This is a genomic window from Mycobacterium zoologicum (assembly GCF_020181635.2).
Classification (GTDB): domain Bacteria; phylum Actinomycetota; class Actinomycetes; order Mycobacteriales; family Mycobacteriaceae; genus Mycobacterium; species Mycobacterium zoologicum.
In genome coordinates this window covers 91214-114146 of the sequence record NZ_JAYJJS010000005.1, presented here as the reverse complement: position 1 = coordinate 114146, position 22933 = coordinate 91214, and the positions used below count along the sequence as shown (strand labels likewise).

The 22933-nt window shown below is 70.6% G+C and carries 20 protein-coding genes; 10 read left to right on the top strand and 10 right to left on the bottom strand.

Translation table 11 applies throughout. The features are described 5' to 3' along the window. Window positions 1-3: 3 nt before the first annotated feature. Window positions 4-570: a TetR/AcrR family transcriptional regulator gene (locus tag K6T84_RS06025; protein WP_224864258.1), complete on the top strand. Its 567-nt coding sequence runs from the start codon at window positions 4-6 to the stop codon at window positions 568-570. Here K6T84_RS06025 and K6T84_RS06020 read toward each other — a convergent pair. Further along, window positions 567-1079: a nitroreductase/quinone reductase family protein gene (locus K6T84_RS06020; protein WP_224864259.1), complete on the bottom strand. Its 513-nt coding sequence runs from the start codon at window positions 1077-1079 to the stop codon at window positions 567-569. The two genes, K6T84_RS06025 and K6T84_RS06020, sit on opposite strands and share 4 nt — an antisense overlap. A gap of 48 nt (window positions 1080-1127) precedes the next feature. Here K6T84_RS06020 and K6T84_RS23975 point away from each other — a divergent pair, with 48 nt between their 5' ends. Beyond that, window positions 1128-1928 (top strand): DUF8817 family protein, encoded by an 801-nt coding sequence (locus K6T84_RS23975; RefSeq protein WP_526025536.1) that lies wholly within the window; start codon window positions 1128-1130, stop codon window positions 1926-1928. 11 nt (window positions 1929-1939) lie between these two features. Here the strand turns inward: K6T84_RS23975 and K6T84_RS06005 are convergent, their stop codons facing one another. After that, the gene (locus tag K6T84_RS06005) at window positions 1940-4135 is read right to left on the bottom strand and encodes an AAA family ATPase (RefSeq protein WP_225401260.1); all 2196 of its coding nucleotides are present in this window, start codon (window positions 4133-4135) and stop codon (window positions 1940-1942) included. Window positions 4136-4483: 348 nt separating this feature from the next. On the opposite strand from K6T84_RS06005, the gene K6T84_RS06000 reads away from it, so the two are divergent. Then, window positions 4484-5044: a chorismate mutase gene (locus K6T84_RS06000; RefSeq protein ID WP_225401261.1), complete on the top strand. Its 561-nt coding sequence runs from the start codon at window positions 4484-4486 to the stop codon at window positions 5042-5044. Window position 5045: 1 nt separating this feature from the next. On the opposite strand, the gene pssA is transcribed toward K6T84_RS06000, so the two are convergent. The 4 genes from pssA to K6T84_RS05980 are packed head-to-tail and all read right to left on the bottom strand — an operon-like array spanning window position 5046 to window position 8818. Next, entirely contained in the window at window positions 5046-5939 is an 894-nt protein-coding gene (gene pssA / locus K6T84_RS05995; RefSeq protein ID WP_329786659.1) for a CDP-diacylglycerol--serine O-phosphatidyltransferase, read from the bottom strand. Continuing rightward, window positions 5936-6643, bottom strand: a complete 708-nt coding sequence (locus K6T84_RS05990; protein ID WP_224864262.1) for a phosphatidylserine decarboxylase — start codon at window positions 6641-6643, stop codon at window positions 5936-5938. Before K6T84_RS05990 ends, pssA begins: the two co-directional genes overlap by 4 nt. Before the next feature lie 19 nt (window positions 6644-6662). Then, the gene (gene moeA, locus K6T84_RS05985; RefSeq protein WP_225401262.1) at window positions 6663-7880 is read right to left on the bottom strand and encodes a molybdopterin molybdotransferase MoeA; all 1218 of its coding nucleotides are present in this window, start codon (window positions 7878-7880) and stop codon (window positions 6663-6665) included. Window positions 7881-7894: 14 nt separating this feature from the next. Continuing rightward, window positions 7895-8818, bottom strand: coding sequence for an SDR family NAD(P)-dependent oxidoreductase (locus K6T84_RS05980; protein ID WP_225401263.1), 924 nt, complete (start codon window positions 8816-8818; stop codon window positions 7895-7897). Between the two features lie 100 nt (window positions 8819-8918). Between K6T84_RS05980 and K6T84_RS05975 the strand changes: the two genes are divergently transcribed. Genes K6T84_RS05975 through K6T84_RS05965 form a run of 3 tightly spaced genes read left to right on the top strand, consistent with a single transcriptional unit; the run spans window position 8919 to window position 11512 of the window. Continuing rightward, window positions 8919-9431, top strand: a complete 513-nt coding sequence (locus K6T84_RS05975; protein ID WP_224864265.1) for a PH domain-containing protein — start codon at window positions 8919-8921, stop codon at window positions 9429-9431. Between the two features lie 30 nt (window positions 9432-9461). Next, complete coding sequence (gene fic, locus K6T84_RS05970) at window positions 9462-10013, top strand: protein adenylyltransferase Fic (protein ID WP_225401264.1); 552 nt, start codon at window positions 9462-9464, stop codon at window positions 10011-10013. Window positions 10014-10021: 8 nt separating this feature from the next. Next, window positions 10022-11512: a PH domain-containing protein gene (locus tag K6T84_RS05965; protein ID WP_225401265.1), complete on the top strand. Its 1491-nt coding sequence runs from the start codon at window positions 10022-10024 to the stop codon at window positions 11510-11512. A 24-nt stretch (window positions 11513-11536) separates the two neighbouring features. On the opposite strand, the gene K6T84_RS05960 is transcribed toward K6T84_RS05965, so the two are convergent. Further along, on the bottom strand, window positions 11537-13222 hold the full coding sequence (locus tag K6T84_RS05960) for a DEAD/DEAH box helicase (protein WP_225401266.1): 1686 nt from the start codon (window positions 13220-13222) through the stop codon (window positions 11537-11539). 56 nt (window positions 13223-13278) lie between these two features. Between K6T84_RS05960 and K6T84_RS05955 the strand changes: the two genes are divergently transcribed. The 4 genes from K6T84_RS05955 (at window position 13279) to K6T84_RS05940 (ending at window position 18220) form a co-directional block, all read left to right on the top strand. Beyond that, entirely contained in the window at window positions 13279-13977 is a 699-nt protein-coding gene (locus tag K6T84_RS05955; RefSeq protein ID WP_224864269.1) for a M24 family metallopeptidase, read from the top strand. 181 nt (window positions 13978-14158) lie between these two features. Continuing rightward, a complete protein-coding gene (gene groL / locus K6T84_RS05950; protein ID WP_224864270.1) occupies window positions 14159-15784 on the top strand; it encodes a chaperonin GroEL in 1626 nt (541 codons plus the stop codon). 140 nt (window positions 15785-15924) lie between these two features. After that, window positions 15925-16881, top strand: coding sequence for a hypothetical protein (locus tag K6T84_RS05945; protein ID WP_224864271.1), 957 nt, complete (start codon window positions 15925-15927; stop codon window positions 16879-16881). Between the two features lie 13 nt (window positions 16882-16894). Then, a complete protein-coding gene (locus K6T84_RS05940; RefSeq protein WP_225401267.1) occupies window positions 16895-18220 on the top strand; it encodes a bifunctional adenosylcobinamide kinase/adenosylcobinamide-phosphate guanylyltransferase in 1326 nt (441 codons plus the stop codon). On the opposite strand, the gene K6T84_RS05935 is transcribed toward K6T84_RS05940, so the two are convergent. From K6T84_RS05935 to K6T84_RS05925, 3 genes are read right to left on the bottom strand one after another with little or no spacing between them, the layout of a single operon-like run. Beyond that, window positions 18213-18605 (bottom strand): pyridoxamine 5'-phosphate oxidase family protein, encoded by a 393-nt coding sequence (locus K6T84_RS05935; RefSeq protein WP_224864273.1) that lies wholly within the window; start codon window positions 18603-18605, stop codon window positions 18213-18215. The genes K6T84_RS05940 and K6T84_RS05935 overlap by 8 nt on opposite strands. Before the next feature lie 10 nt (window positions 18606-18615). Beyond that, window positions 18616-18996, bottom strand: a complete 381-nt coding sequence (locus K6T84_RS05930; RefSeq protein ID WP_224864274.1) for a hypothetical protein — start codon at window positions 18994-18996, stop codon at window positions 18616-18618. 33 nt (window positions 18997-19029) lie between these two features. Continuing rightward, entirely contained in the window at window positions 19030-22761 is a 3732-nt protein-coding gene (locus K6T84_RS05925) for a PE family protein (RefSeq protein WP_225401268.1), read from the bottom strand. Window positions 22762-22933 lie beyond the last annotated feature (172 nt).

Genomic DNA, 22933 nt, shown 5'->3' with positions numbered 1-22933 from the left:
TCAGTGTTCAGTTCGCAGGAGCGGATCCTGGCGATCGTCGTCGAAATCCTCGAAACCGACGGCTACGACGCGGTGCAGTTGCGTGAGGTCGCGCGCCGCGCCCGGATGTCGCTGGCGACCATCTACAAGCACTACGGCACCCGCGACGAGCTGATTCTGGCCGCGCTGGACACCTGGATGCTGACGAACCGTTACGCGGGTATCACCCCGCAGGGCCGCGAACCCGGAGAGCCGCTCTACCCGGCGCTGATGCGGATCTACCGGAGCATCTTCGAACCGTGGGAGCGGCATCCGGCGATGCTCACCGCCTACGTGCGGGCCCGGTCCGCGCCGGGCGGAGACAAGCTGGCGCGCCGGGGATTCGACGTCGTGGTCCCTGCGGCCATGGCGGTGCTCGTCGGCGTCGACGAAGGATTCATTGCCGACCTGGACCTCGTCATCTCCAACCTGGTGTACGGGTTGTCGGGTCGCTTCGCGGCCGGGGAGATCGCCATCACGGACATCCTGCCCGGACTGGATCGGGCCGTGTACTGGATGACCAACGGCTACGAGATGAATGCGCGTGCTTAGCGTCTGGTCAACGCGAACACGTGGATGTCACGATCGGTCCGGTGCTGGTAGGTGCCGTAGTTGCTGACATAGTCGACGAACATCTGGTAGACGCGGTCGTGCTCGGCACCGGTGAGCTCGGTGGCCCGAACCGGAATCTCCTTGCCGCCCATCGTGACCCAGGCATTCGGGTCGGCGAGCAGGTTCAACACCCACGCCGGATGGTGTGACTGCCCGAAGTTGCTGCCCACCAGGAACAGCCGGTCGCCCTCGCGCATGTAGGCCAGCGGGATCTGCCGGCGCTGACCCGATTTTCGCCCCGTGGTGCTCAGCAGCAGCAGCGGGACCGCCATCGGGCCCAGGATGGTGAGCCGCCCGCCACTCTTTTCGAGCAGCCAGCGGTCCAGCGGAGCGCCCCGGCGGATGAGCCACGCGACAGGTTTCGTCCCGACGACGGCCCCCACCGCCCGCCGTACTCGCTCGCCAGGGTCGCGTCCCCATCGCACGTCGGGAAAAGCGTCTTCGGTCATGTCAGGATCCTGCCATTTCAGCGGCACAGGCCGTGTGAGACTGACGAAATGTCGGAAATCGTTTTCACCGCTGTCGCGCCGGTCATTCCGGTGCGGGACCTCGACGCCGCACTGGACCGCTACCGCCGGCTCGGGTTCACCGTCGCGCCCTACTCCGGGGCCGCCCGGTACGGTTTCGCCGAACGCGGGCCGGTCTCGTTGCACCTGTCCGAGTGGGCCGAGCATGATCCGGCGCGGACCGCCTCCAGCGTGTACTTCTACGTCGACGACGCCGACGCCCTCTACGCGCAGTGGACCGCCTCCGGAGTGCCGGGACGTTTCGTCGAGCCGGCCGACACCGACTATCGACTGCGCGAGTTCGCCTACGTCGACCCCGAAGGCACCCTGCACCGCGTCGGCTCACCGATCCTGACCAAGATCGCCCAGGCCAGCCGCGACATCGCGGCTCCCGCGGAGGTGATCTTCGAGTTGATCGCCGATCCGGCGCAGCAGCCGGGCTGGGACGGCAATGACAATCTGTCCGAAGCCGCTGCCGGACAACGGGTTCGTCAGGTCGGGGCGATGTTCACCATGGCGCTGACTATGGGGGTGGTGCGGGAGAATCACGTGGTGGAGTTCGAAGAGGGCCGCCGTATCGCCTGGTTCCCGGCCGAACCCGGCCGGCAACCGCCGGGGCATCTGTGGCGGTGGGAGCTGGAGCCGCTCGATGAGACCCACACTCGGGTCACCCACACCTACGACTGGACGCAGCTGACCGACCCGAAACGCCTTGAGCGGGCACGCTGGACCACTGCGGACCGGCTCGCCGAGTCGCTGGCCCGACTAGCCGCACTGGCCGAGGGATCCTGACGTCGCGGCGCTCACCGACCGTCGGCGAAGGCACGCAGCGCGTCGATCTGAGCGGGATCCAGCGAGGGCCGGACGTTTTCCCGGGCGGCGGCGACATCGGCCTTCGTGACGTCGGCGGCGTCGATCGAGCGTCGCATCGCGGTCAGCGCCGCTTCGCGCAGCAGCGCCACGCAGTCCGCGGCGCTGTAGCCGTCCAGGTCGGCGGCCAGCGCATCGAGGTCCACGTCGTCGTGCAGCGGCACGGATTTGCCGGCCACCTTCAGGATCTGCCGGCGGGCGTCGGCGTCCGGCGGCTCGACGAACACCAGCTTCTCCAGCCGCCCGGGCCGGGTCAGGGCCGGGTCGATCAGTTCGGGCCGGTTGGTGGCGCCCACCACCACCACGTCGCGCAGCGGGTTGGCACCGTCGAGCTCGGTCAGCAGCGCGGCCACCACCCGGTCGGTGACGCCCGAGTCGAAGCTCTGGCCGCGCCGTGGCGCGAGCGCGTCGATCTCGTCGAGGAACACCAGCGACGGAGCCGAGTCGCGGGCGCGCTGGAACAGATCCCGCACCGCTCGCTCGCTGCTGCCCACCCACTTGTCCATCAGCTCAGCGCCTTTGACGGCGTGCACGCTCACCCGCCCGGAACCGGCCAGGGCGCGCACCACGAACGTCTTGCCGCACCCCGGCGGGCCGTAGAGCAGCACCCCGTGCGGCGGTTCGACGCCCAGCCGGGTGAAGGTGTCGGGATGTTGCAGCGGCCACAGGATCGCTTCGGTCAGAGCCTGTTTGGTGGCCACCATGTCACCGACGTCATCGAGGGTCACCGAGCCGACCGACACCTCGGCGGTCGCCGAGCGCGACAGCGGACGGATCACGCTCAGCGCCCCGATGAGGTCGTCCTGGGTCAACACGGGTTCCTCGCCACCGTCGCTGGCGCGTGATGCCGCCCGCAGCGCCGCCTCGCGGACCAGTGCGGCAAGGTCGGCGGCGACGAAACCCGGAGTGCGATCGGCGATTTCGCTCAGCGTGAGGTCGGCGGTGGGAACCGACACCAGCAACGTCGTCAGCAACGCTGCTCGGGTGGGGCCGTCGGGCAGGCTCAATCTGATCTCGCGGTCGCAGAGCTCCGGTGCCCGCACTCGGGCGTCCAGCTGGTCGGGCAGTGCCGAGGTCGCGACGAAGGCGACCCCGTCGGTGGCCACCGCGGCGCGCAGTTCGGCCAGGATCAGCGTGGCCACCGGTTCGGGTGTTTCGGGCAGTAATGCGTCGATGTCGGCGATCAGCAGTACTCCGCCGCCGTCGTGGATCTTCGCCGCCGCTGCCCGCACCGCGGCCAAACGGTCGTCGGCGGCCAGTGCCCCGACCTCGGGGCCGTCCAACTCCTCGATCCGGCGACCCTCGCAGACCGCACGCACCAGCGTCGTCTTGCCGACCCCGGCCGGACCCGACACCAGCACCCCGAGGTTCGTTCCGGCGTTGAGGGTCTTGAGCAGCTGCGGCTCGTCGAGGGCCAGTTTGAGCCATTCGGCGAGTTTGGCCGCCTGGGCCTCGCAGCCCTTCAGTTCGTCGATGGCGATGCGGGCCGGGCGCACGTGTGTGACGGCGGGGGCCGCCGGTGACGTCGTGGTGCCGCCGTTGCCCCAGGTGACCAGTGAATTGGGTTGCACGCTCACCGGACCGGCGGGATCGACCCCGGTGACGGTCAGCAGCTCGGAGGTCCAGCTGATGCCGACCGCCGAAGCCAGCGCCGTGGTCGCCTCCGACGTCGACGTGCCCGGCCCCAGATCACGCGGCAGCAGCGAGACGGCGTCGCCGACGGTCAGCACCTTGCCCAACAGGGCCTGGCGCAGCGTGGTCGGCGACAGCGCTTGCGAGGCCGCCGAGCCGCTCAGCGTGACCGAGCGGGCGCCGTAGACGGTCACCGCGGCCACCACCACCTCGGTGCCGTCGCGCAGCCCGGCGTTGGACAGCGTCACGTCATCGAGCAGCACCACCCCGGCCGGTGCGTCCGGCCCGGCCAGCCCGACCACCGCCGACGTCGTCCGGGAACCGGTGAGCGACACCGCATCCCATTCCCGAATACCCAGGGCGGCAACCGCTTCGGCGTGCAACCGGATCACGCCCCGGCGGGCGTCGACGGCCGAGGTGTTCAGCCGGGCGATCAACGTCAGGTGCCGAGACGTGTCGACGCGGCGGTGTTCGGTTTGCTCTTCGGTGGAACCCACCCGGGTCAAATTACGCGGATTTCGTCGTCAGTGTCGACTACTACCGCGCGCCGTTAGGAGTCGAACCGGATCAGCTGGATGCTGACGGTTTCGGTGTCTCCGGTGACGGGCACGGTGTACCAGATCGTCCGCCGGTGAGGCTGCGGAAGTGCCTCGTTTTCTTGCCAGACCTGACCAGGAAATCTGATCCGCCGCTCGGTCAACCGGTTATGCCCCAGGCTTCAGCCAGCTGCTCGCGTGACATCGTCAGCGATTCGCCCTGTTCGAGTCCATCCGATTTTATGCGTTCGGGTGCGACGCGTCCTACCTGACGGCGTAGACGGTCATCCGAGGCGCTTGAATAGACCCATGTGGTCACACCGAAGCACGCTTGCCGCGGCGCTCTGCGCGGCCCTGCTGCTGGCCCCGCCGGCCCGAGCCGACTCCACCAACCCGCTCCACGACCTGATCGACGCCGCCGCCCAGCGCCTGCAGGTCGCCGACGACGTCGCGGCGGCCAAGTGGCTCGCCGGCGCCCCCGTCGAGGATCCGGACCGGGTACAGCTGCAACTGACCGCGCTGGCCTCGGCGGCGCGGGCCAGACACCTCGACGCCGACTATGTGACAACGGTTTTCACCGACCAGATCGACGCCACCCAAGTCCTGGAACACCACTGGTTCGCCCAGTGGAAGCGCAATCCCGCCTCCGCACCGGCCACCGCCCCGGACCTGATGGCATCAAGGGCCCGCATCGACGGCCTCAATCAGGTGATGCTCGGCGAGATCGGCCGACAGTGGCAGCAGCTGAACGCACTGGACTGTGCGGCCCGGCGCGACGAGGCGGTCGACGACGTCGGCGCCAACCGGCTGTTCGACGACGTCTACCAGCAGGGGCTGATAGCGGCGACCCGGAACTATTGCCTGCGGTAGCTCAGCGGTTCGGTTTGCGCAGCCGCAGCCGGGCCATCGACTGCCCGCTGGGCCGGCGGATCCCCAGCGGCCGGCGTCCCGGCTGTGCCCGGCGGATCGCCCGCCGCGCGGCCCGGCGCTCCTTGGGTGCGTCCTCCCAGGCCTCCGGGTGCGCGGCCACCCAGCGCTGGCTGCGGACCGAGAACGGAATGGTGCACAGGTAGGCCCCGATGAGCACCAGCACCAGCACGTAGGGGTACTGGAACGCCGCCGCTGCTACCAGCGCCAGCACCGCCAGCAGCACCGCGGCCAAATGCGGCGGCACCGACACCGCGTGCATCTTGCGCATCGGGATCCGGCTGACCAGCAGCATCGAGGTAGCCACCACCCAGGCACAGGTGAACCACGGCGAGGTCCACCAACCGTCGCCGAACTGCAGTTTGGCGGCCAGCAGGCCCATCAGCGTGATCGCGCCGGCCGGGGCGGGCATCCCGACGAAGAACTCCCGGGTGTAGGCCGGCAGGGTGGCGTCGTCGAGCAGGGTGTTGAACCGGGCCAGCCGCAGCACCACGCACACCGCGTAGACCAGCACCACGATCCAGCCCGCCGGCTGCGTCGACAGCAGCGTCACATAGATCACCACCGCCGGGGCCACGCCGAAGTCGACGGCGTCAGCCAGGGAGTCGATCTCGGCGCCCATCCGCGACTCGGCGTTGAGGATGCGTGCCACCCGGCCGTCGAGGCCGTCGAGGATGGCGGCGGCGGCGATCAGCGCCATCGCCAGGTGGGGCTGCCCGTCCAGGGCGTACTTGATCGAGGTCAGTCCGGCGCAGATCGCCAGCACCGTCATGGAACTGGGCAGGATGTGCAGGCCCACCGGACGACGGTTGCGGACCTGCTGAGAGGGTCCCGTCACGGCAGCACGGCCAGCACGGTCTCGCCGGCGACCATCCGCTGGCCGATGCCGACCAGCGGCTGCGTCCCGGGCGGAAAGTAGACGTCCAGCCGCGATCCGAACCGGATCAGCCCGTAGGTGTCGCCGATCGCCAGATGGTCACCGGGCCGGGCGTCGCAGATGATGCGACGGGCCACCAGGCCGGCGATCTGCACGGCGATCACCTCGGCGCCCTCGGCGGTGCGGATCCGCACACTGTTGCGCTCGTTGTCCGCGCTGGCCTCGGCGCGATCCGCCGACCCGAACCGGCCGGCGCGATGCAGCACCTCGATCACCTCGCCGCCGACCGGGGCGCGCTGCACGTGGGCGTCGAACACCGACATGAAGATGCTGACCCGTGGCAGCGGAGTGTCCGGCAGATCGAGCTCCGGCGGAGGACTGGCCGTGTCCACCAGGCAGACCGCGCCGTCGGCGGGGGCCACCACCACACCGGGACGCGTCGGCGGCACCCGGTGCGGATGCCGGAAGAAACCGGCACTGGCTCCGGCGGCCAGCAGTCCGGCGCCGCGCAGCCAGCCGCGCTTGCGGCCCAGCGCCGCGACGCCGAGCCCTCCGGCGACGAACGGCAACCCGGCCCGGTGCATCGGCGGCACCGTCGATCGCACCAACTCGAGGAGGTGTCTCAGACCGCCGGGGTCATCGGCGGCGCGGGGTCTTCTGGCCATCCGGTCATCTTAGAAGGGTTCACCCGGTGAGGTCCCAGACCTCCACCTCGGTGCCCTGCGGCAGCTCGGTCACGTCGTCGGCGATGTCGAGCAGGCAGTTCGCCGAGGCCAGGAAGCGCAGATGGTGCGACGCCGGGGGGCCGTAATTGGTGACGGTCCCGGTCTCATGGTCGAGCAGGCCGCGCCGGAACTGCCGCCGGCCCGGCGGTGACGTCAGATGCTCGCTGAGCACGGCGCTGCGGCGCGGTCGGTCCGGCGCCGGCAGATCCATCGCGCGACGCAGGGCGGGACGCACGAACACCTCGAAGGACACCTGGGCGCTGACCGGATTACCGGGCAGGGTGATGATGGCCGCCCCACCGACCCGACCGATACCCTGCGGCATCCCCGGCTGCATGGCGACCTTGACGAAGTGCACGCCCTGGTCGCCGTCGCGGCCGAACACGTCCTTGACCACCTCGTAGGCGCCCGCGCTCACTCCGCCGCTGGTGATGAGCAGGTCCACCGCCCCGTCGCGCACCCCGTATCGGTCGAGCACGGCGGTGAACTCGGCGGTGTCGTCGGCGACGGTCGCCGCGCCCACCACCTCGGCACCGGCATCACGTATCGCGGCCGCCAGCATCACCCCGTTGGACTCGTAGATCTGGCCGGGCTTCAGCGGTGTTCCCGGATGGATCAGCTCGGAGCCGGTGGAGATCACCAGCACCCGCTGCCGGGGCCGCACGGTCAGCTGGGCCAGGCCCAGTGCCGAGGCCAGGCCGACCGTGGGCGCGTTGACGACCTGTCCGGCCCACAGCACGGTGGCGCCCTCGGCGACGTCGCCGCCGGCCCGGCGGATGTGGCGACCCTGGGCGGTTGCGGCGCTGATCGTCACCACATCGGTGCCGCCGTCGGTGGCCTCCACCGGCACCACCCCGTCGGCGCCGAAGGGCATCGGCGCACCGGTCATGATGCGGTGCGCGGTGCCGGCCACCAGCGTCGGAATGTCGGTGCGGCCGGCCGGAATATCCTCGGCCACCGGCAATCTCACCGGACTCTCGGGCGTCGCGCCGGCCACGTCGGCGGCCAGCACGGCGTACCCGTCCATTCCGGAGTTGTCGAAGACGGGCAGACAGATCGGTGCGGTGACGTCGGCGGCCAGCACCAGGCCCTCGGCATCCGACAGTGAGACCGCGACCGGCGGGCGAGGACGGATCAGGCCGGTGACAGCCCGCTGGTGTTCTTCGACAGATCGCATTCCGACATTTTGGCCTAGACCGGGTAGGTGATTCCTGTCAGCTCCTCCGACAGTGCCCACAGCCTTTGCTGGAGCTCTGTCTCGTGGGCCTGATTGCTGGCGTCGACCAGTTTCGGGTGGCCGCGCTGCTCGCCGATACCGCTGGGCCCGTAGTACTGCCCACCCCGCACGCCGGCGTCGGTCGCGGCACGCAACGTCGGCAGCGCGCCCATCGCCGCGCTCTGCACTACCAGCGGTGTCAGCAACCGGTCCGCCGGTCGCAGCAGCGGCGGCAGATAGCGGGTCAGTTCGGTGTTGGAGGTGCCCGGATGCGCGGCGACGGCGATGGTCGACTTGCGTTTGGCGGCCAGCCGGCGCTGCAACTCGAAGGTGAACATCAAATTGGCCAACTTGGACTGGCCGTAGGCGGCGATCCGGTTGTAGCCGTGCTCCCACTGCGGGTCGTCGAAGTGGATGGCCGCCATGATCCGGTGCGCCATGCTGCTCACGGTCACCACCCGCGAACCCTTGACCCGCATCATCTTGGGCAGCAGCAGGCCGGTCAGGGCGAAATGGCCGAGGTGGTTGGTGCCGAACTGCAGCTCGAAGCCGTCGACGGTGGTCTGTTTGGGGGTGTACATCACCCCGGCGTTGTTGATCAGCAGATGGATGCGTGAATGTGCCGCGGTCAGGGCCGCGGCGGCTTCGCGGACTGACGCCAGCGAACTCAGATCGAGCTCTTGGATGTCGACGACGGCCTTCGGGTGGGCCTTGGTGATCCGCTGGGCGGCCGAGTGGCCCTTGTCCAGATCGCGCACCGCCAGCACCACCGTCGCGCCGTGCATGGCCAGCGCCTTCGCGGTGTGATAGCCGATTCCGGTGTTGGCGCCGGTGATCACCGCGACGCGGCCGGCCTGATCCGGAATGTCCGCCGCCGTCCACCTGTCCCGGCTGCTCATGTGGCAAACGATACTCAGGTGACGCAGGTTGTGCCGGGTCAGTTTGCGGGTTGCGTGGTCGGCAGTGCGGTGCCGGACGCGCCCTGACATCCTCTCCTACATGGCCCAGTACGCAGACCGCCCGACGGGGATCACCCTGGTCGACCCCACCAACCCGCCGAGCTCCCGGGCTCCGTTGGTGTGGGCGCTGGTCGGTGCGGTGCCCTGGCTGGTGCTGGCCGTGGTGCAGCTGGGGTGGGCGACGACCGATCAGCGGTTGCCGTGGCTGCACGTGGCGGCCCTGGCCGTCACCGCCGCGGGTCTGCTGGTCTCGACGGTGGTGGCCCCGCTGTGGCGCTACCGGGTGCACCGGTGGGACATCAGCGACACCGCGGTCTACACCCGCACCGGCTGGCTGGTGCAGGAGCGCCGGATCGCACCGATCTCGCGAGTGCAGACCGTCGACACCTACCGCGGCCCGTTGGACCGGCTGCTCGGGCTGGCCAACGTGCGGGTGACCACCGCGTCGTCGGCGGGGGCGGTGCACATCGTGGCGCTGGACGCCCCGGTCGCCGACCGGGTGGTGGCGCACCTGACCGACATCGCCGCGCTGGGCAGCGACGACGCCACGTGAGCGATCGGCGGCGCGGCATACTATTGTGGGATGCGCGACATCGACGAGGCCAGCAAGCGTCGCGCACTGGCACTGTTCGGAAGCGCTGAGCTAGCGGCATTCGAAGTCGGCACCACGCGCGGGCTGCAGCAGATCCACCGGTACCTGTTCGTAGATCTCTATGACTTCGCCGGCCAGATCCGTTCCCGAGATATCAGCAAAGACGGATTTCGTTTCGCCAGCGCAATTTACCTGAGCGACGCGTTGAGGCAGATCGAGAAGATGCCCGAGTCGACGTTCGAGCAGATTGTCGAGAAGTACGCCGAAATGAATGTCGCGCACCCGTTCATGGAAGGCAATGGGCGCAGTACGCGGATCTGGCTCGACCTGATCCTGAAGAAAAACCTGGGGAAGTGTGTCGACTGGGTGGCCGTCGACAAACATGAGTACCTAGAGGCGATGAAGCGCAGTCACGTCAAAACCACCGAGCTGCGTGAACTGCTGCGTGGCGCTCTGACCGACAGGGTCGACGACCGAGAGGTCTATATGAAGGGCGTCGAGCAGTCGTACTACTACGAGGAACCCGACAACTACAAGGGCTGAACCGCGCTATGAACGGCACACAACGCTCTGACCAGTGGCAGCGCCTGAGCCCCCGGATGCTGCTGGTGCATCCGCTGCACGAGGCGCTGCGTGAGCTGCCGCTGCTGATCGCGGTGGTGGTGTTCGGCTCGGCCACCGACAACAAGGTCTGGGTGGTGGCGATGATCTGGGTGATCGCCCTGGTGGGTGTGACGCGCTGGTTCACCACCACCTACCGCATCGAACCCGATCCGGAGAGCGGCCGGGTGCAGCTGCGCTCGGGATTGCTTCGCCGAAACCTGCTTTCGGTGCCGCGCAACAGGATTCGTTCGGTGGAGACCGACGCCCGACTGTTGCACCGGCTGCTGGGCCTGACTGTGCTGCGGGTCAGCACCGGCCAGCACGCCGCCGGTGACGGGGTGTTCGAGCTGAATGCCGTTGAGAGCAGCCAGGTTCCACAGTTGCGGAAGATCCTGCTGGCGCACACCGGTCAGCCTGCCCGCGCGGCGGCGCCCTCGGCCAAGTCGAAGGTGCTGGCACGGTGGCGGCCGTCCTGGTTGCGCTACAGCCCGTTGAGCCTGTCCGGGCTGCTGACGATCGGGGCGGCCGGCGGAGCGTTGCTGCAGAGCGGAGCCTGGGCGGCGCTGCAGGATTCGCCGATGAGCCGGGCGTGGCTGGATGCCGCGCAGCGGTTCGGCAGGCAGCAGAGCGTGGCGGTGACGGTCGCGGTGCTGGTGGTGGCCGCGGTACTGCTGGCGGTGCTGAGATCCCTGTTGACCTACGGAAACCTGGTGCTGTCACGCAGTTCCGGGCAGGTAGGGGATGTGCTGGCGTTGAGCTACGGGCTGCTGCGGGTGCGTGAGCACAGCTACGACATGCGGCGGCTGCGCGGCGGAACACTGCGGCGCCCGCTACTGGTGCGGATGTTCGGCGGGGCGCGGCTGGACGCGGCGATGACCGGAGTCAACGGGGAAGGGGAATCCTCGATCCTGTTGCCGCCGTGCCCCCGGGTTACCGCCGAGCAGGTGCTGACCGGATTGGTGGCGGACCCCGTCGTGGTGACCGGGCCGCTGCGTCGGCACGGGCCGGCCGCCACGAGACGCCGCTGGACCCGGGCACTGCTGCTGCCGATGGCTCTGGGGGCCGGGCTGGCGATCGCGACCTCGGGTTATGAAGTGCCGCAATGGTGTTGGCCGCTGTGGGGGGCGCTGACGGTCGGTGCCGCGCTGCTGGCCGCCGACCGGGCGCGCGCCCTGGGGCACCGGGTGGACGCCCGGTGGCTCACCGCCCGCACCGGCAGTTGGGAGCAGCGCCGGTATGCCATCTCCACCGACGGCATCATCGGCTGGACGGTGCGCCAGAGCTGGTTTCAGCGACGCGCCGGGGTGGCCACCCTGATTGCGGCAACGGCCGCCGGGGTCAAGGCCTACCGGGTGATCGACGTGCCGGAGGCATGGGCCTGGTCGGTGGCCGCGCAGGCGTCGCCGTGGGTGGCCGGCAGCACGTGGGCGCGTTCCTGACCGCTCGGCTGTGACTGCTCGGCCCTACAGTTGCCGGATCGCCTCGATACGCGCCCGCAGCTGGTCCGACGTCGCCGCCGCCACCGGCGGGCCGCCGCAGATTCGGCGCAGCTCGTTGTGGATCCAGCCGTGCGGTTTGCCGAGGCGGTGATGCGTCGCCGACACCAGCGCGTTGAGTTCGTGGCGCAGCGCGCGCAGCTGCCCGTGGGTGGTCACCGGTACCGGAGCACCGCCCACCACCTTGGAACGCCGGTCCAGCTGCTCCTCCTGGCGCTGACGCAACAGATCCCGCATCTGGTCGGCATCCAGCAGACCGGGGATGCCGAGGTAGTCGGCCTCTTCGTCGCTGCCGGCCGGGGTGGCGGTGCCGAACGAGGCGCCGTCGAAGATCACCTGGTCCAGCTCGGCGTCCGCGCCCAGGGATTCGAAGCCGTTCTCCAGCTCGGACGGCTCGTCGCGGCGGCGCTGCGCCTCGTCGAACTCGTCGCGTTCGGACTCCCGGTGCGGCTTGCCCAGGACGTGGTTGCGCTGCTCTTCCATCTCGCTGGCCAGGCCCAGCAGCGACGGCACCGACGGCAGGAAGATGCTGGCCGTCTCACCCGGCCGCCGCGAGCGCACGAAACGGCCGATGGCCTGGGCGAAGAACAACGGGGTCGACGCGCTGGTGGCGTACACACCGACCGCCAGCCGCGGCACGTCGACGCCTTCGGAGACCATTCGCACCGCCACCAGCCAGCGAGACGTGGCCGCGGAGAACTGTGCGATCTTGTCCGAGGCGCTCGGGTCATCGGAGAGCACCACCGTGGGGGCCTCGCCGGTCAGGGTCGTCAGCAGCTTGGCGTAGGCGCGGGCGGTCTTCTGATCCGAGGCGATGATCATGCCGCCGGCATCGGCCATGCCGCCGTCGCGCAGCTGCCGCAGCCGGGTGTCCGCCGCGGTGATCACCGCCGGCATCCACTCGCCGGCCGGGTCCAGTGCGGTGCGCCAGGCCCGCGCGGTGTGCTCGGCGGTCAGCGGCTCACCGAGCCGGGCCGAATGCTCCTCACCGGCACTGTCACGCCAGCGGGCCTCACCGGAGTAGGCCATGAACACCACCGGGCGCACCACGCCGTCGGCGAGCGCGTCGGTGTAGCCGTAGCTGTCGTCGGCCACCGAGCGCAGGTGGCCGGCGCCGTCGGGCTCGTAGTTGACGAACGGGATGGGACTGTCGTCGCTGCGGAACGGGGTTCCGGTCAGCGACAGCCGGCGGGTGGCGTCGTCGAACGCCTCGCGGATGCCGTCGCCCCAGCTCTTGGCGTCGCCGCCGTGGTGGATCTCGTCGAAGATCACCAGGGTCTTGGCGGCCTCGGTGCGCACCCGGTGCCGGGCCGGGTGGCTGGCCACCTGGGCGTAGGTGACGACGACGCCGTGGTACTCCGAGCTGGTCTGGGAGTCGGAGTTGGAGAACCGCGGGTCCAGCGCGATGCCGTGCTCGGCGGCGGCCGAGGCCCACTGCACCTTGAGGTGTTCGGTGGGCACCACGATCGTGATGCGCTCAACGGAACGGTCGGCCAGCAGCTCGCCGACGATACGCAGCGCGAACGTCGTCTTACCCGCGCCTGGCGTGGCGACCATCAGGAAATCTCGCGGCTTGGCCGTCAGATAGCGCACCAGAGCCCGGCGTTGCCAGCCCCGCAAAGCCCGGGTGCTGGGCGCTGCGTCAGCCCGCACCCGGTCTCCTCCCCTGATCGGAATGCAGTCTAAGCCAAGCGGATAGCATCGCTGGCGTGTCCACCCCGGGCGAGCCGGAATCGATTCGCGTCGAGCGACTGCTCGACGCTCAGGCCAGAGCCGTCGCGTTGTTCGACGAGATCGAGCGTCGCGGCCTGGTCAGGCCCGGTGTGGGTGAGCGGCAACTATCCGACGAGATCCGCGACCTGGCCGCCGACATGTTCGGGGTGACGCGGCACTGGCACAAGCGGGTGATCCGCGCCGGCGAGAACACTCTGCTGCCGTTTCACGCCGACCCGCCCGATCGCGTCATGGCCGACGACGACATCGCCTACCTCGATCTGGGGCCGATCTTCGCCGAGTGGGAGGCCGACTTCGGCCGCACTTTCGTGCTCGGTGATGACCCGGACAAGCTCGCGCTGCGTGACGCGCTGCCGCGGGTCTGGCAGGCCGGGCGGGCGTTCTTCGACGCCCACGCGGACGTCACCGGCGCGCAACTCTACGAGCATGTCGGGCTACTGGCGCAGGCCGAGGGGTTCGAGTTCGGCGCCCCGATTGCCGGGCACCTGCTCGGGGAGTTCCCGCACAAGAAGATCTCCGGCGACGACGCCCGGTTCTACGTCGCACCCGGATCCGACGAGCCGATGCGCCGCACCGACCCCACCGGCCGGATCTGCCACTGGATCCTGGAGGTGCACCTGACCAACCGGGCTCGGGGGTTCGGCGGGTTCTACGAGCAGTTGCTCGATCTCTAGCAACCTTGCACTCTCCAGGTCCGAGTGCTAAAAATGACGTTGGCACTCGCGACCGGCGAGTGCTAGGTCGGGACAGTGAGGTACGGGGCCGCACCTGCGGAGCACACCCACAGCCGTCCGTCGCGGGCACTGCACCCGACCAACAAGCCGTGCACCCCCTAACCGGAGGAATCACTTCGCAATGGCCAAGCAAATTGCGTATGACGAAGAGGCCCGCCGTGGCCTCGAGCGGGGCCTGAACGCCCTCGCTGACGCGGTCAAGGTGACGCTGGGCCCCAAGGGCCGCAACGTCGTCCTGGAGAAGAAGTGGGGCGCCCCCACGATCACCAACGATGGCGTGTCCATCGCCAAGGAGATCGAGCTGGACGACCCCTACGAGAAGATCGGCGCCGAGCTGGTCAAAGAGGTCGCCAAGAAGACTGACGACGTCGCCGGCGACGGCACCACCACCGCCACCGTGCTGGCCCAGGCCCTGGTCAAGGAAGGCCTGCGCAACGTGGCCGCCGGCGCCAACCCGCTGGGTCTGAAGCGCGGCATCGAGAAGGCTGTCGAGAAGGTCACCGAGACCTTGCTCAAGGAAGCCAAGGACGTCGAGACCAAGGAGCAGATCGCGGCCACCGCCGGGATCTCCGCGGGCGACCAGTCCATCGGTGACCTGATCGCCGAGGCCATGGACAAGGTGGGCAACGAGGGTGTCATCACCGTCGAGGAGTCCAACACCTTCGGTCTGCAGCTGGAGCTCACCGAGGGCATGCGCTTCGACAAGGGTTACATCTCGGGCTACTTCGTCACCGACGCCGACCGTCAGGAAGCGGTCCTGGAGGACCCCTACATCCTGCTGGTCAGCTCCAAGGTGTCCACGGTCAAGGACCTGCTGCCCCTGCTGGAGAAGGTCATCCAGGGCGGCAAGCCGCTGCTGATCATCGCCGAGGACGTCGAGGGTGAGGCCCTGTCGACCCTGGTCGTGAACAAGATCCGCGGCACCTTCAAGTCCGTGGCCGTCAAGGCCCCGGGCTTCGGTGACCGTCGCAAGGCGATGCTGCAGGACATGGCGATCCTCACCGGTGGCCAGGTCATCAGCGAAGAGGTCGGGCTGTCGCTGGAGAGCGCCGACATCGCGCTGCTGGGCAAGGCTCGCAAGATCGTCGTCACCAAGGACGAGACCACGATCGTCGAGGGCGCCGGTGACTCCGACGCCATCGCCGGCCGGGTGTCGCAGATCCGCGCCGAGATCGAGAACAGCGACTCCGACTACGACCGGGAGAAGCTGCAGGAGCGGTTGGCCAAGCTGGCCGGCGGCGTTGCGGTGATCAAGGCCGGGGCTGCCACCGAGGTGGAGCTCAAGGAGCGCAAGCACCGCATCGAGGACGCGGTGCGCAACGCCAAGGCCGCCGTGGAGGAGGGCATCGTCGCCGGTGGTGGCGTGGCCCTGCTGCAGGTTGCTCCGTCGCTGGACGAGCTGAAGCTCACCGGTGACGAGGCGACCGGTGCCAACATCGTCAAGGTGGCGCTGTCGGCTCCGCTGAAGCAGATCGCCTTCAACGCCGGCCTGGAGCCGGGCGTTGTCGCCGAGAAGGTCTCGAACTCGCCCGCCGGCACCGGCCTGAACGCCGCCACCGGTGAGTACGAGGACCTGCTCAAGGCCGGCGTCGCCGACCCGGTGAAGGTGACCCGCTCGGCGCTGCAGAACGCGGCGTCCATCGCGGCACTGTTCCTGACCACCGAGGCCGTTGTCGCCGACAAGCCGGAGAAGGCCGCCGCTCCTGTCGGCGACCCGACCGGTGGCATGGGCGGCATGGACTTCTAAGTCTGGTTGCACGAAAGAGCCCGGTTCCCCTTCGGGGGGCCGGGCTTTTTCGTGGCCGAGGGGCCGACAGCAACCCCCCAGGAATAAGTGCTGATGCTTGTTGTGAAAAAGAGCCACGCTGTTATGACCGAGAGGGATCGATGAAGCACATCGCATGGGGGATCGTTATCGGCGGAGCCGCGGCGGCCGCGTTCGCAGGTTCGGGAGTGGCCAACGCGGATCCCGCGTCGTGGACGCCGAGCTACGACGTCGACGGCGCCCAATTATTCGCAGGGCTGCCAACTTTGGGCCAGGAAGCGTGGTCCCCGGCATGGGAACTGCCCGTGAGCTTCACCTCGAGCGATGGCACGACCCTGACCGGGACCGACTACATCACCGCGTCGTCCGGCGGGTTCAACGACGAGTTCATCACCAAAGACGGGGCAACCTACGACCAGAACCAGCTGCTCCCGGGATTCACCAACCTGTACTACGACCCGGCCGGGGACGGTACCGCCGTCGACGTGATGAAGACCCCGTTCGGCAACGTCGATCTGTCGTCGATGGCCTCGACGTTCGCCCCGCCGGAGCTTCCCACGGTGAACGCGGAAACCGTGGGCCACAACATCGTGGTCGCTGACGGCGCCATCTACCGCATAGGGGAGGCGATCGGCCTGTCCGACAAGACCGGTGTTGCCGCGGCCGGAGGGCTGACGGATCCCGCCACCATCACTACATTGCAGACCCCCGAATCGTCGCTGGTGTGGGCGGCACCGGCCGCCTACACCGATCACAGCGGAGTGGATGCAACGACGCTGACTGGGAATCTGTATGTCACATCGCCGACCGACGTCGAGTTCGTCGACCAAGCCGGGGATGTCTTCGACCAACACACGTTGGTATCGGGCTTGTTCTTCGTAGAGAACTTGTATTACGACCCGGTCAACGGCCCTGCGGTGGATAAGGCCCTGACGCCTTTCGGGCTCGTCGACCTGTCGTCGGTCGCCTCCTGGTTCGCCCCGGCCGACGTCTCCGATCTGTCGGTGACTCCGTCGCCGGTTTCCGACCTGGCCGACGCCGGCCTGTACAGCGCGCTGGACCTTGGGTTGCCGTCGTAACGAGGATGGCGGTATGGAAATCCTGCTGCTGGGCACCGGGTCCGCCGACGGGTGGCCGAATCCGTTCTGCCGATGCGGCTCCTGCGCGTCGGTGACGCAGGTTCGTGGCCAGACCGCCGCGCTGGTCGACGACACCCTGCTGCTGGACTGCGGGCCCGAGGCGCCGCGGGCCGCGGTTCGCTTAGGGCGCTCGCTGGCTTCGGTGCGCCACATCCTGTTCACCCACGGCCACCCCGACCATGTCGGGCCCGCCGCGCTGCTGATGCGGCACTGGACCGGGGCCGGCGAGTCCCTCGATGTAGTCGGACCGGCCAGTGCGCTCGACCAATGCCGGCATTGGGTGGGGCCAGCCGATCCGGTCCGATTCGTCGAGGTGACCCCCGGCGACGACATGCGCATGGGTGACTACCGGGTGCGGGTACTGGCGGCCGCACATGGCGCCGACATCGGCGCCGACGCGGTGCTCTACGACCTGGAATCGGTTGGCGGCCGGATCTTCTGGGCCACCGACACCGGCCCGCTCCCGGAGGCCACGCACGCCGCGGCGGCCGGCGCCGTCTTCGACGCGGTGTTTCTGGAGGAGACTTTCGGCAACTACACCGAGCATGGCACCGAGCACCACGATCTGCCGGCGTTCACGGCCACCGTGCAGCGACTGCGAGCGTCGGGGGCCGTCGTCGACACCACCGATGTCGTCGCGGTGCATCTGAGCCATCACAACCCTCCGGAGGCGGAATTGACTGTGGCACTGTCGGAGTCGGGTGCTCGGCCGGGACGCGACGGTGAGGTGGTGACGGTCGGGCGGCGACGGCCGACGCGCACCCTGGTGTTGGGCGGGGCGCGATCGGGCAAGTCCGCGCACGCCGAGGCGCTGCTGGCCGGCGAGTCCGCGGTGACCTACCTGGCCACCGGCGGGGTGCGCGAGGGCGATCCGGAGTGGGCGCAGCGCGTGCGGCTGCACCGGGAGCGACGGCCGTCGTCCTGGCGAACGGCAGAGACCATCGACGTCGCCGATGCCCTGCGTAGCGCCGAAACCCCTTTATTACTGGACTGTTTGGGGACTTGGCTGACCGCGCGGATGGACCTGCACCGGGTGTGGGATGGCGGCTCGCTGGAGCCCGTGCACACCGACATCGAGGAACTGGTGTCGGCCTGGCGGGCGTGTCCGACGGTTGCGGTGGCCGTCAGCAACGAAGTCGGCAGTGGGGTGGTGCCGCCCACTGCGGCCGGGCGGCTGTTCCGCGACCTGCTCGGTGTGCTCAACGCGCGGATGGCTGCGGAGTCCGATGACGTGGTGCTGATGGTGGCCGGTCGGCCGCTCCGGCTACCGGCTAGGTGAGCTTCAAGTCCACACAGTCGCTGTAGCAAGGGGTTTCGCCCGGCGACGCCGGGGTGGCGACCCGGATCAGCACCGCGCGGCTGGGGGCGATCGCCAGGCTGGCCAGATCGCCTCCGGCATCGGAGACCTCCGCGGTGCCGTCGACGATCACGGTGTAACCGCCCGGGACCGGTGGCGGCCACATCACCGTCACCTCACTGCTGCGGGCGAGGTTGTTCCGGCTGCGCCGGCCGCCCAGTGCGCCGATGTGCACGGTGTCGCCCTGCAAGGTCGGCATCACCGGCACCGGGTGCGGGCGGTTCTCGGCGTCGACGGTGATCAGGTAGGCGTAGTCATGGCCCACCAGCCTTTCGGCGAGCTGTGCAAAATCCACGTTCGAGGTCATGTCCGCCAGCCTAATCCGCTTTGAGCTGCACGCAGTCGTGGACGGTGCCCACCGCCCGCCCGGCCTCGAACACCGGCCGGTGCAGCAGGGCCTTGGTCGGCGTGACCAGCACCGGGGCGGCCGGGTCGTCGGACAGCTCGGCCCGCCCGTCGACGAACAGCGAATAGTCGCCGACTTCACGCGCGGGCCAGACCAGGGTGACCGAGTGTCGGGCGGACATGTTGTCCCGGCCGTGGGCGCCGACCGGGCCGATGTCCACCCGGGTGCCGTCGAACGTCGGGGTGATCGCGGTGGTACGGACGCGGTAGTCGTCGCCGACGGTCACCAGGTACGCGAAGGCGTAGCCGGGTAACAATTCCCCGAGGCGGGCGAGGTCGACGGACTTGGCCATGAAATCGAGGATAGGAGCCGCCCGTCGACGGCATCAGCCGGCGTACCCGCCGGCTCCACCGGGCAGGCCGCCGCCGCCGCCACCGCCGCCGCCTCCTCCGCCGATCGCGTCGCCGACGCCGCCGCCGCTCCCGCCGCCAGTGGGGCCGCTGGGACCGCCGCCGCCACCGGGGACGCCGCCGCCGCCGTGGCCGCCTCCTCCGCCGCCGTAGACGTCGTTGCCGGCGCCGCCAGCCCCGCCGTAGGGTTCGCCGCCGGCGCCGCCGCTGCCGGCGCCGCTGCCGCCTCCTCCGCCTCCGCCGCCGAAGCCTTGGTTGCCGGCGGTGCCGTCGCTGTTGGGGCCGCTACCGCCAGCCCCACCACTGCCGTCGGAACCCCAGCTGCCGCCGCCGCCCCCGCCGCCGTAAACGCCGCTGCCGGCGCCCCCGCTGCCACCGGCACCGAAGCTGCCGCCGTCGCCGCTCCCGCCGTCGCCGCCGTCGCCACCGGTGCCGTCGCCACCGGTGCCGTGGCCGAGGCCGCCGCCACCGCCGCCGCCCCCACCGCCGCCGGCGATGCCGCTGTCGGTGCCGTTGCCCCCGTTGCCGCCGTCGCCGCCATCACCACCGTTGCCGTACAAACCGCCGTTGCCGCCAGCTCCGCCACCGCCGCCGGCGGCGCCCGAAGTGGTGGCGCTGTAGCCGTTGCCGCCGTCGCCGCCGTTGCCGACCGGGTCGGTGAAGGTGTTGGTGCCGGCACTGCCGGGAGTGCCGGCGCTGCCGCCGGTGCCCCCCGTGCCGGCGTCGCCGCCGTTCCCGCCCGCGCCGACGTGCCCGGGGTCACCGCCCTTGCCGCCGTTACCGCCGTTGATGTGCGAGGCGTCGCCGTCTGCGCCATTGCCGCCGTTGCCGGGTGTGCCGGCAGCACCGCCGTGACCACCGTCGCCGCCGTTGCCGTTGGTACCGACGGTGCCGGCGACCGCGCTGCCGCCGCTGCCGCCGTTTCCGCCGTTCCCGCCGGCCCCGCCGTCGCCCCCGTTTTCGCCGTCGCCGCCGTTGGCGCCTGCGACGTAGGGGGAGGCGTTGGCGGCGTCGAAGCCGTCGTTTCCGGTGGCACCAGTGGCGCCGTCGCCACCGTGCCCGCCGGTGCCGCCGGTCCCGCCGTTGCCCGAGAACGCGCCCCCGGCGCCCCCGGCGCCGCCGTCGCCGCCGTCGGTGCCGCTGACGTCGGCGTCGACATAGCCGACGGGGACCTCGGTGGCGTCGTAGCCGTCGCCGCCGGTACCGCCGTTGCCGCCGTTGCCGATCCGCCCGCCGTCGCCGCCGGCCCCGCCTTTGCCGCCGTCGATGCCGGGGGTGTAGGAGGCAGAGCCGTTGCCGCCGTCGCCACCGTTGCCGCCGGTGCCGGGCCCGTTGTCGCCGGCGGTCAGGCCGGAGAGGGCGCGGGTGCCGTTGCCGCTGTCGCCGCCGAGACCGCCCACTCCGCCGGCGCCGGGGTTGCCGCCGTTACCGCCCTTGCCGCCGTCGCCGGGCAGGGAGCCGGGCCCGCCGTCACCGCCATGCCCGCCGTCACCGGCCGCACCGCCGAGACCACCGGCCCCGCCCTGGCCGCCGGTGCCGTGCGCGCCGTCGTGGAATCCGGCGGCAGATGCCCGACCCCCGGCGCCGCCGTTGCCGCCCAGCCCGCCGTCACCGCCGGTGCCGCCGTCACCACCGGTGCCGCCGGTTCCGCCGGTGCCGCTGGGGTCGTCTTGGGTGCCGAAACCGCCGAGGCCCCCGTTGCCGCCGTTGCCTCCGCCGGCGCCGCTGCCACCGGCACCGCCCAGGCCGCCGTGGCCGCCCGCGCCGCCGTTCCCCGCCAGTGCTCCACCGGCTCCGCCGGCACCCCCCGCGCCGCCGTTGCCGCCGGCCAACCCGGCCGCGCCGACCCCGCCGGTGCCCCCGTCCCCGCCATTGCCGCCGATGCCTGCACCGGTGTGGAGGGGGACGTCGTCTCCGCCTTCCCCGCCGTTGCCGCCATTGGCGCCGGTGCCGCCGGTCCCGCCGCTGCCGCCGGTCCCGCCGACACTGCCGGCCAGCCCAGCCCCGTAGCCGCCGTGCCCACCGTTCCCGCCGGGGGCTCCGGCGCCGCCGTCGCCACCGTTGCCGCCGTCGCCCCCGGTCGTGACTGTGTTGAAACCGTTGGTCCCCCGGCCGTTTCCGCCGTCACCGCCGGGCGCCCCGGGACCGCCGTCACCGCCGTTGCCGCCGGCCGCACCGGTGACCGGGTCGGTCACATTAGTGAAGCCGCGGCCCCCGTTGCCGCCGGTACCGCCGGCCTGGCCGGCGACGGTGCCGTGCCCACCGTCGCCGCCGGGCGAGCCGATGCCCTGGTTGTTGTTGACCCCGTTGGCGCCGTCGGCCGCCGGGGTGGTGGGGGTCAGCGGGGTGGGGTTGACGCCGTCGGTGCCCTTGACGCCGTTGCCACCGTCGCCGCCCGCCCCGCCGTTGCCGACCTGTCCGGCGTCGCCGCCGGCGCCGCCGTTGCCTCCGGACGCTCCGGCTGTGGTGGGGGTGTAGCCGTTTCCGCCGTTTCCGCCGTTTCCGCCGCTGGTCGGGGTGGCGCCGGCGATGCCGGCGGCACCAGCGGCGGCGCCGAGTCCGGGTGTGCCGGCCGCTCCGCCGGTGCCGGGGTTGCCGCCCTTGCCGCCGGCGCCGCCGTCGAGGGTGGTGGCGTCACCGTTGGCTCCGTTGCCGCCGTTTCCGGGTGTGCCGGCGGCCCCGCCATCACCGGCATCACCGCCGGTGCCGGTGGCCCCGGCGGCGCCGAACAGCCCACCGCGGCCGCCGCTCCCGGCGTTGCCGCCGTTGCCGCCGCTTCCTCCGTTGCCCCCGTCGCCGGCGTTACCGCCGGCGGCTCCGGCGAGGACGGCATTCAGGCCGTCGACGCCGGCGCCGCCGGCTCCACCCGTGCCCCCGGCCCCGCCGATTCCGCCGTTGCCGCCGACACCGATCAGCCAGCCGGCGGCACCCCCGGCGCCGCCGTTGCCGCCCAATCCTCCTGCGGCCCCGGCGGTTCCGCTGTCGCCGGGATTGGTGCCGTTTTTGCCGGCGGCCCCGGTCGCGCCTGCCGCACCGGCCCCGCCGACCCCGCCGTCACCGAACAGCCAGCCACCGGCCCCACCGTTGCCGCCGTCACCGCCGTCGAAGCCCTTACCGCCTGCCCCGCCGACACCCATCAGCCAGCCACCGGACCCGCCGTCACCTCCCGTACCGCCGTCGACGCCGTCACCGCCGTCACCGCCGTCACCGCCGTCACCGACGAGCCCCGCGTCCCCGCCGTCGGCGCCGGCCGCTCCGGTGCCACCGTCCCCGAACCAGAAACCGCCGTCACCGAGGTCGCCGAACGCCCCGGAGGAACCCAGCAATGAGTCGTTGGTGCCGGTGAAGTCGTCGACTCCGTTGCCGATCAGGACCCGGCCGAACAGCTCGACGAAGGGGGCGTTGATGATCGGGTCGAGCCATTGGCCCACCGGGCCGGTGATCCAGGCCTGGTCGGCGGCATGGATCGGGTCGTAGATGTACTGGTCGAACAGCGAGGCGATCAGCTGGTCGAAGTCTGCGGGATCGGTGGACGGGGCCGCGCCCAGGTCGGGATCGAAAGCCCCCGCCCCGAACACCGAACTCACAATCATGTCCAGCGCGTCATCGAACGGATCGGCCACCGCGCCCGGCGCGGTACCGAACGCCAGGAACGCGCCCACCGCACTGCAAGCACCCACCACCCGAACGCGACGACGACCCGACATGTCTACCTCCCGGCGAACCCCGCTGAATCCCACGTTCCCTCAGCTTGCGCTCAGCACGCCGCGGCCGTCCCCGTAGCGCACTACCTGTCCTTACGCCCACCGCAGCGCGGACTACTCAGGCCACCGGAGCCGAGCAGTCGAGTAGTCGGCGGCATCGCGCAGTCGGGAATCG

Excerpts from the sequence above, each read along its gene's own strand:
- K6T84_RS06020 (WP_224864259.1), bottom strand. The coding sequence starts at position 1,079 with ATGACCGAAGACGCTTTTCCCGACGTGCGATGGGGACGCGACCCTGGC.
- K6T84_RS05975 (WP_224864265.1), top strand. The coding sequence starts at position 8,919 with ATGGCCCAGTACGCAGACCGCCCGACGGGGATCACCCTGGTCGACCCC.
- moeA (WP_225401262.1), bottom strand. The coding sequence starts at position 7,880 with ATGCGATCTGTCGAAGAACACCAGCGGGCTGTCACCGGCCTGATCCGT.
- K6T84_RS05930 (WP_224864274.1), bottom strand. The coding sequence starts at position 18,996 with ATGGCCAAGTCCGTCGACCTCGCCCGCCTCGGGGAATTGTTACCCGGC.
- K6T84_RS05945 (WP_224864271.1), top strand. The coding sequence starts at position 15,925 with ATGAAGCACATCGCATGGGGGATCGTTATCGGCGGAGCCGCGGCGGCC.
- K6T84_RS05935 (WP_224864273.1), bottom strand. The coding sequence starts at position 18,605 with ATGACCTCGAACGTGGATTTTGCACAGCTCGCCGAAAGGCTGGTGGGC.
- groL (WP_224864270.1), top strand. The coding sequence starts at position 14,159 with ATGGCCAAGCAAATTGCGTATGACGAAGAGGCCCGCCGTGGCCTCGAG.
- K6T84_RS23975 (WP_526025536.1), top strand. The coding sequence starts at position 1,128 with ATGTCGGAAATCGTTTTCACCGCTGTCGCGCCGGTCATTCCGGTGCGG.
- K6T84_RS05980 (WP_225401263.1), bottom strand. The coding sequence starts at position 8,818 with ATGAGCAGCCGGGACAGGTGGACGGCGGCGGACATTCCGGATCAGGCC.
- K6T84_RS05940 (WP_225401267.1), top strand. The coding sequence starts at position 16,895 with ATGGAAATCCTGCTGCTGGGCACCGGGTCCGCCGACGGGTGGCCGAAT.
- fic (WP_225401264.1), top strand. The coding sequence starts at position 9,462 with ATGCGCGACATCGACGAGGCCAGCAAGCGTCGCGCACTGGCACTGTTC.
- K6T84_RS05925 (WP_225401268.1), bottom strand. The coding sequence starts at position 22,761 with ATGTCGGGTCGTCGTCGCGTTCGGGTGGTGGGTGCTTGCAGTGCGGTG.
- K6T84_RS05965 (WP_225401265.1), top strand. The coding sequence starts at position 10,022 with ATGAACGGCACACAACGCTCTGACCAGTGGCAGCGCCTGAGCCCCCGG.
- K6T84_RS06000 (WP_225401261.1), top strand. The coding sequence starts at position 4,484 with ATGTGGTCACACCGAAGCACGCTTGCCGCGGCGCTCTGCGCGGCCCTG.
- K6T84_RS05990 (WP_224864262.1), bottom strand. The coding sequence starts at position 6,643 with ATGGCCAGAAGACCCCGCGCCGCCGATGACCCCGGCGGTCTGAGACAC.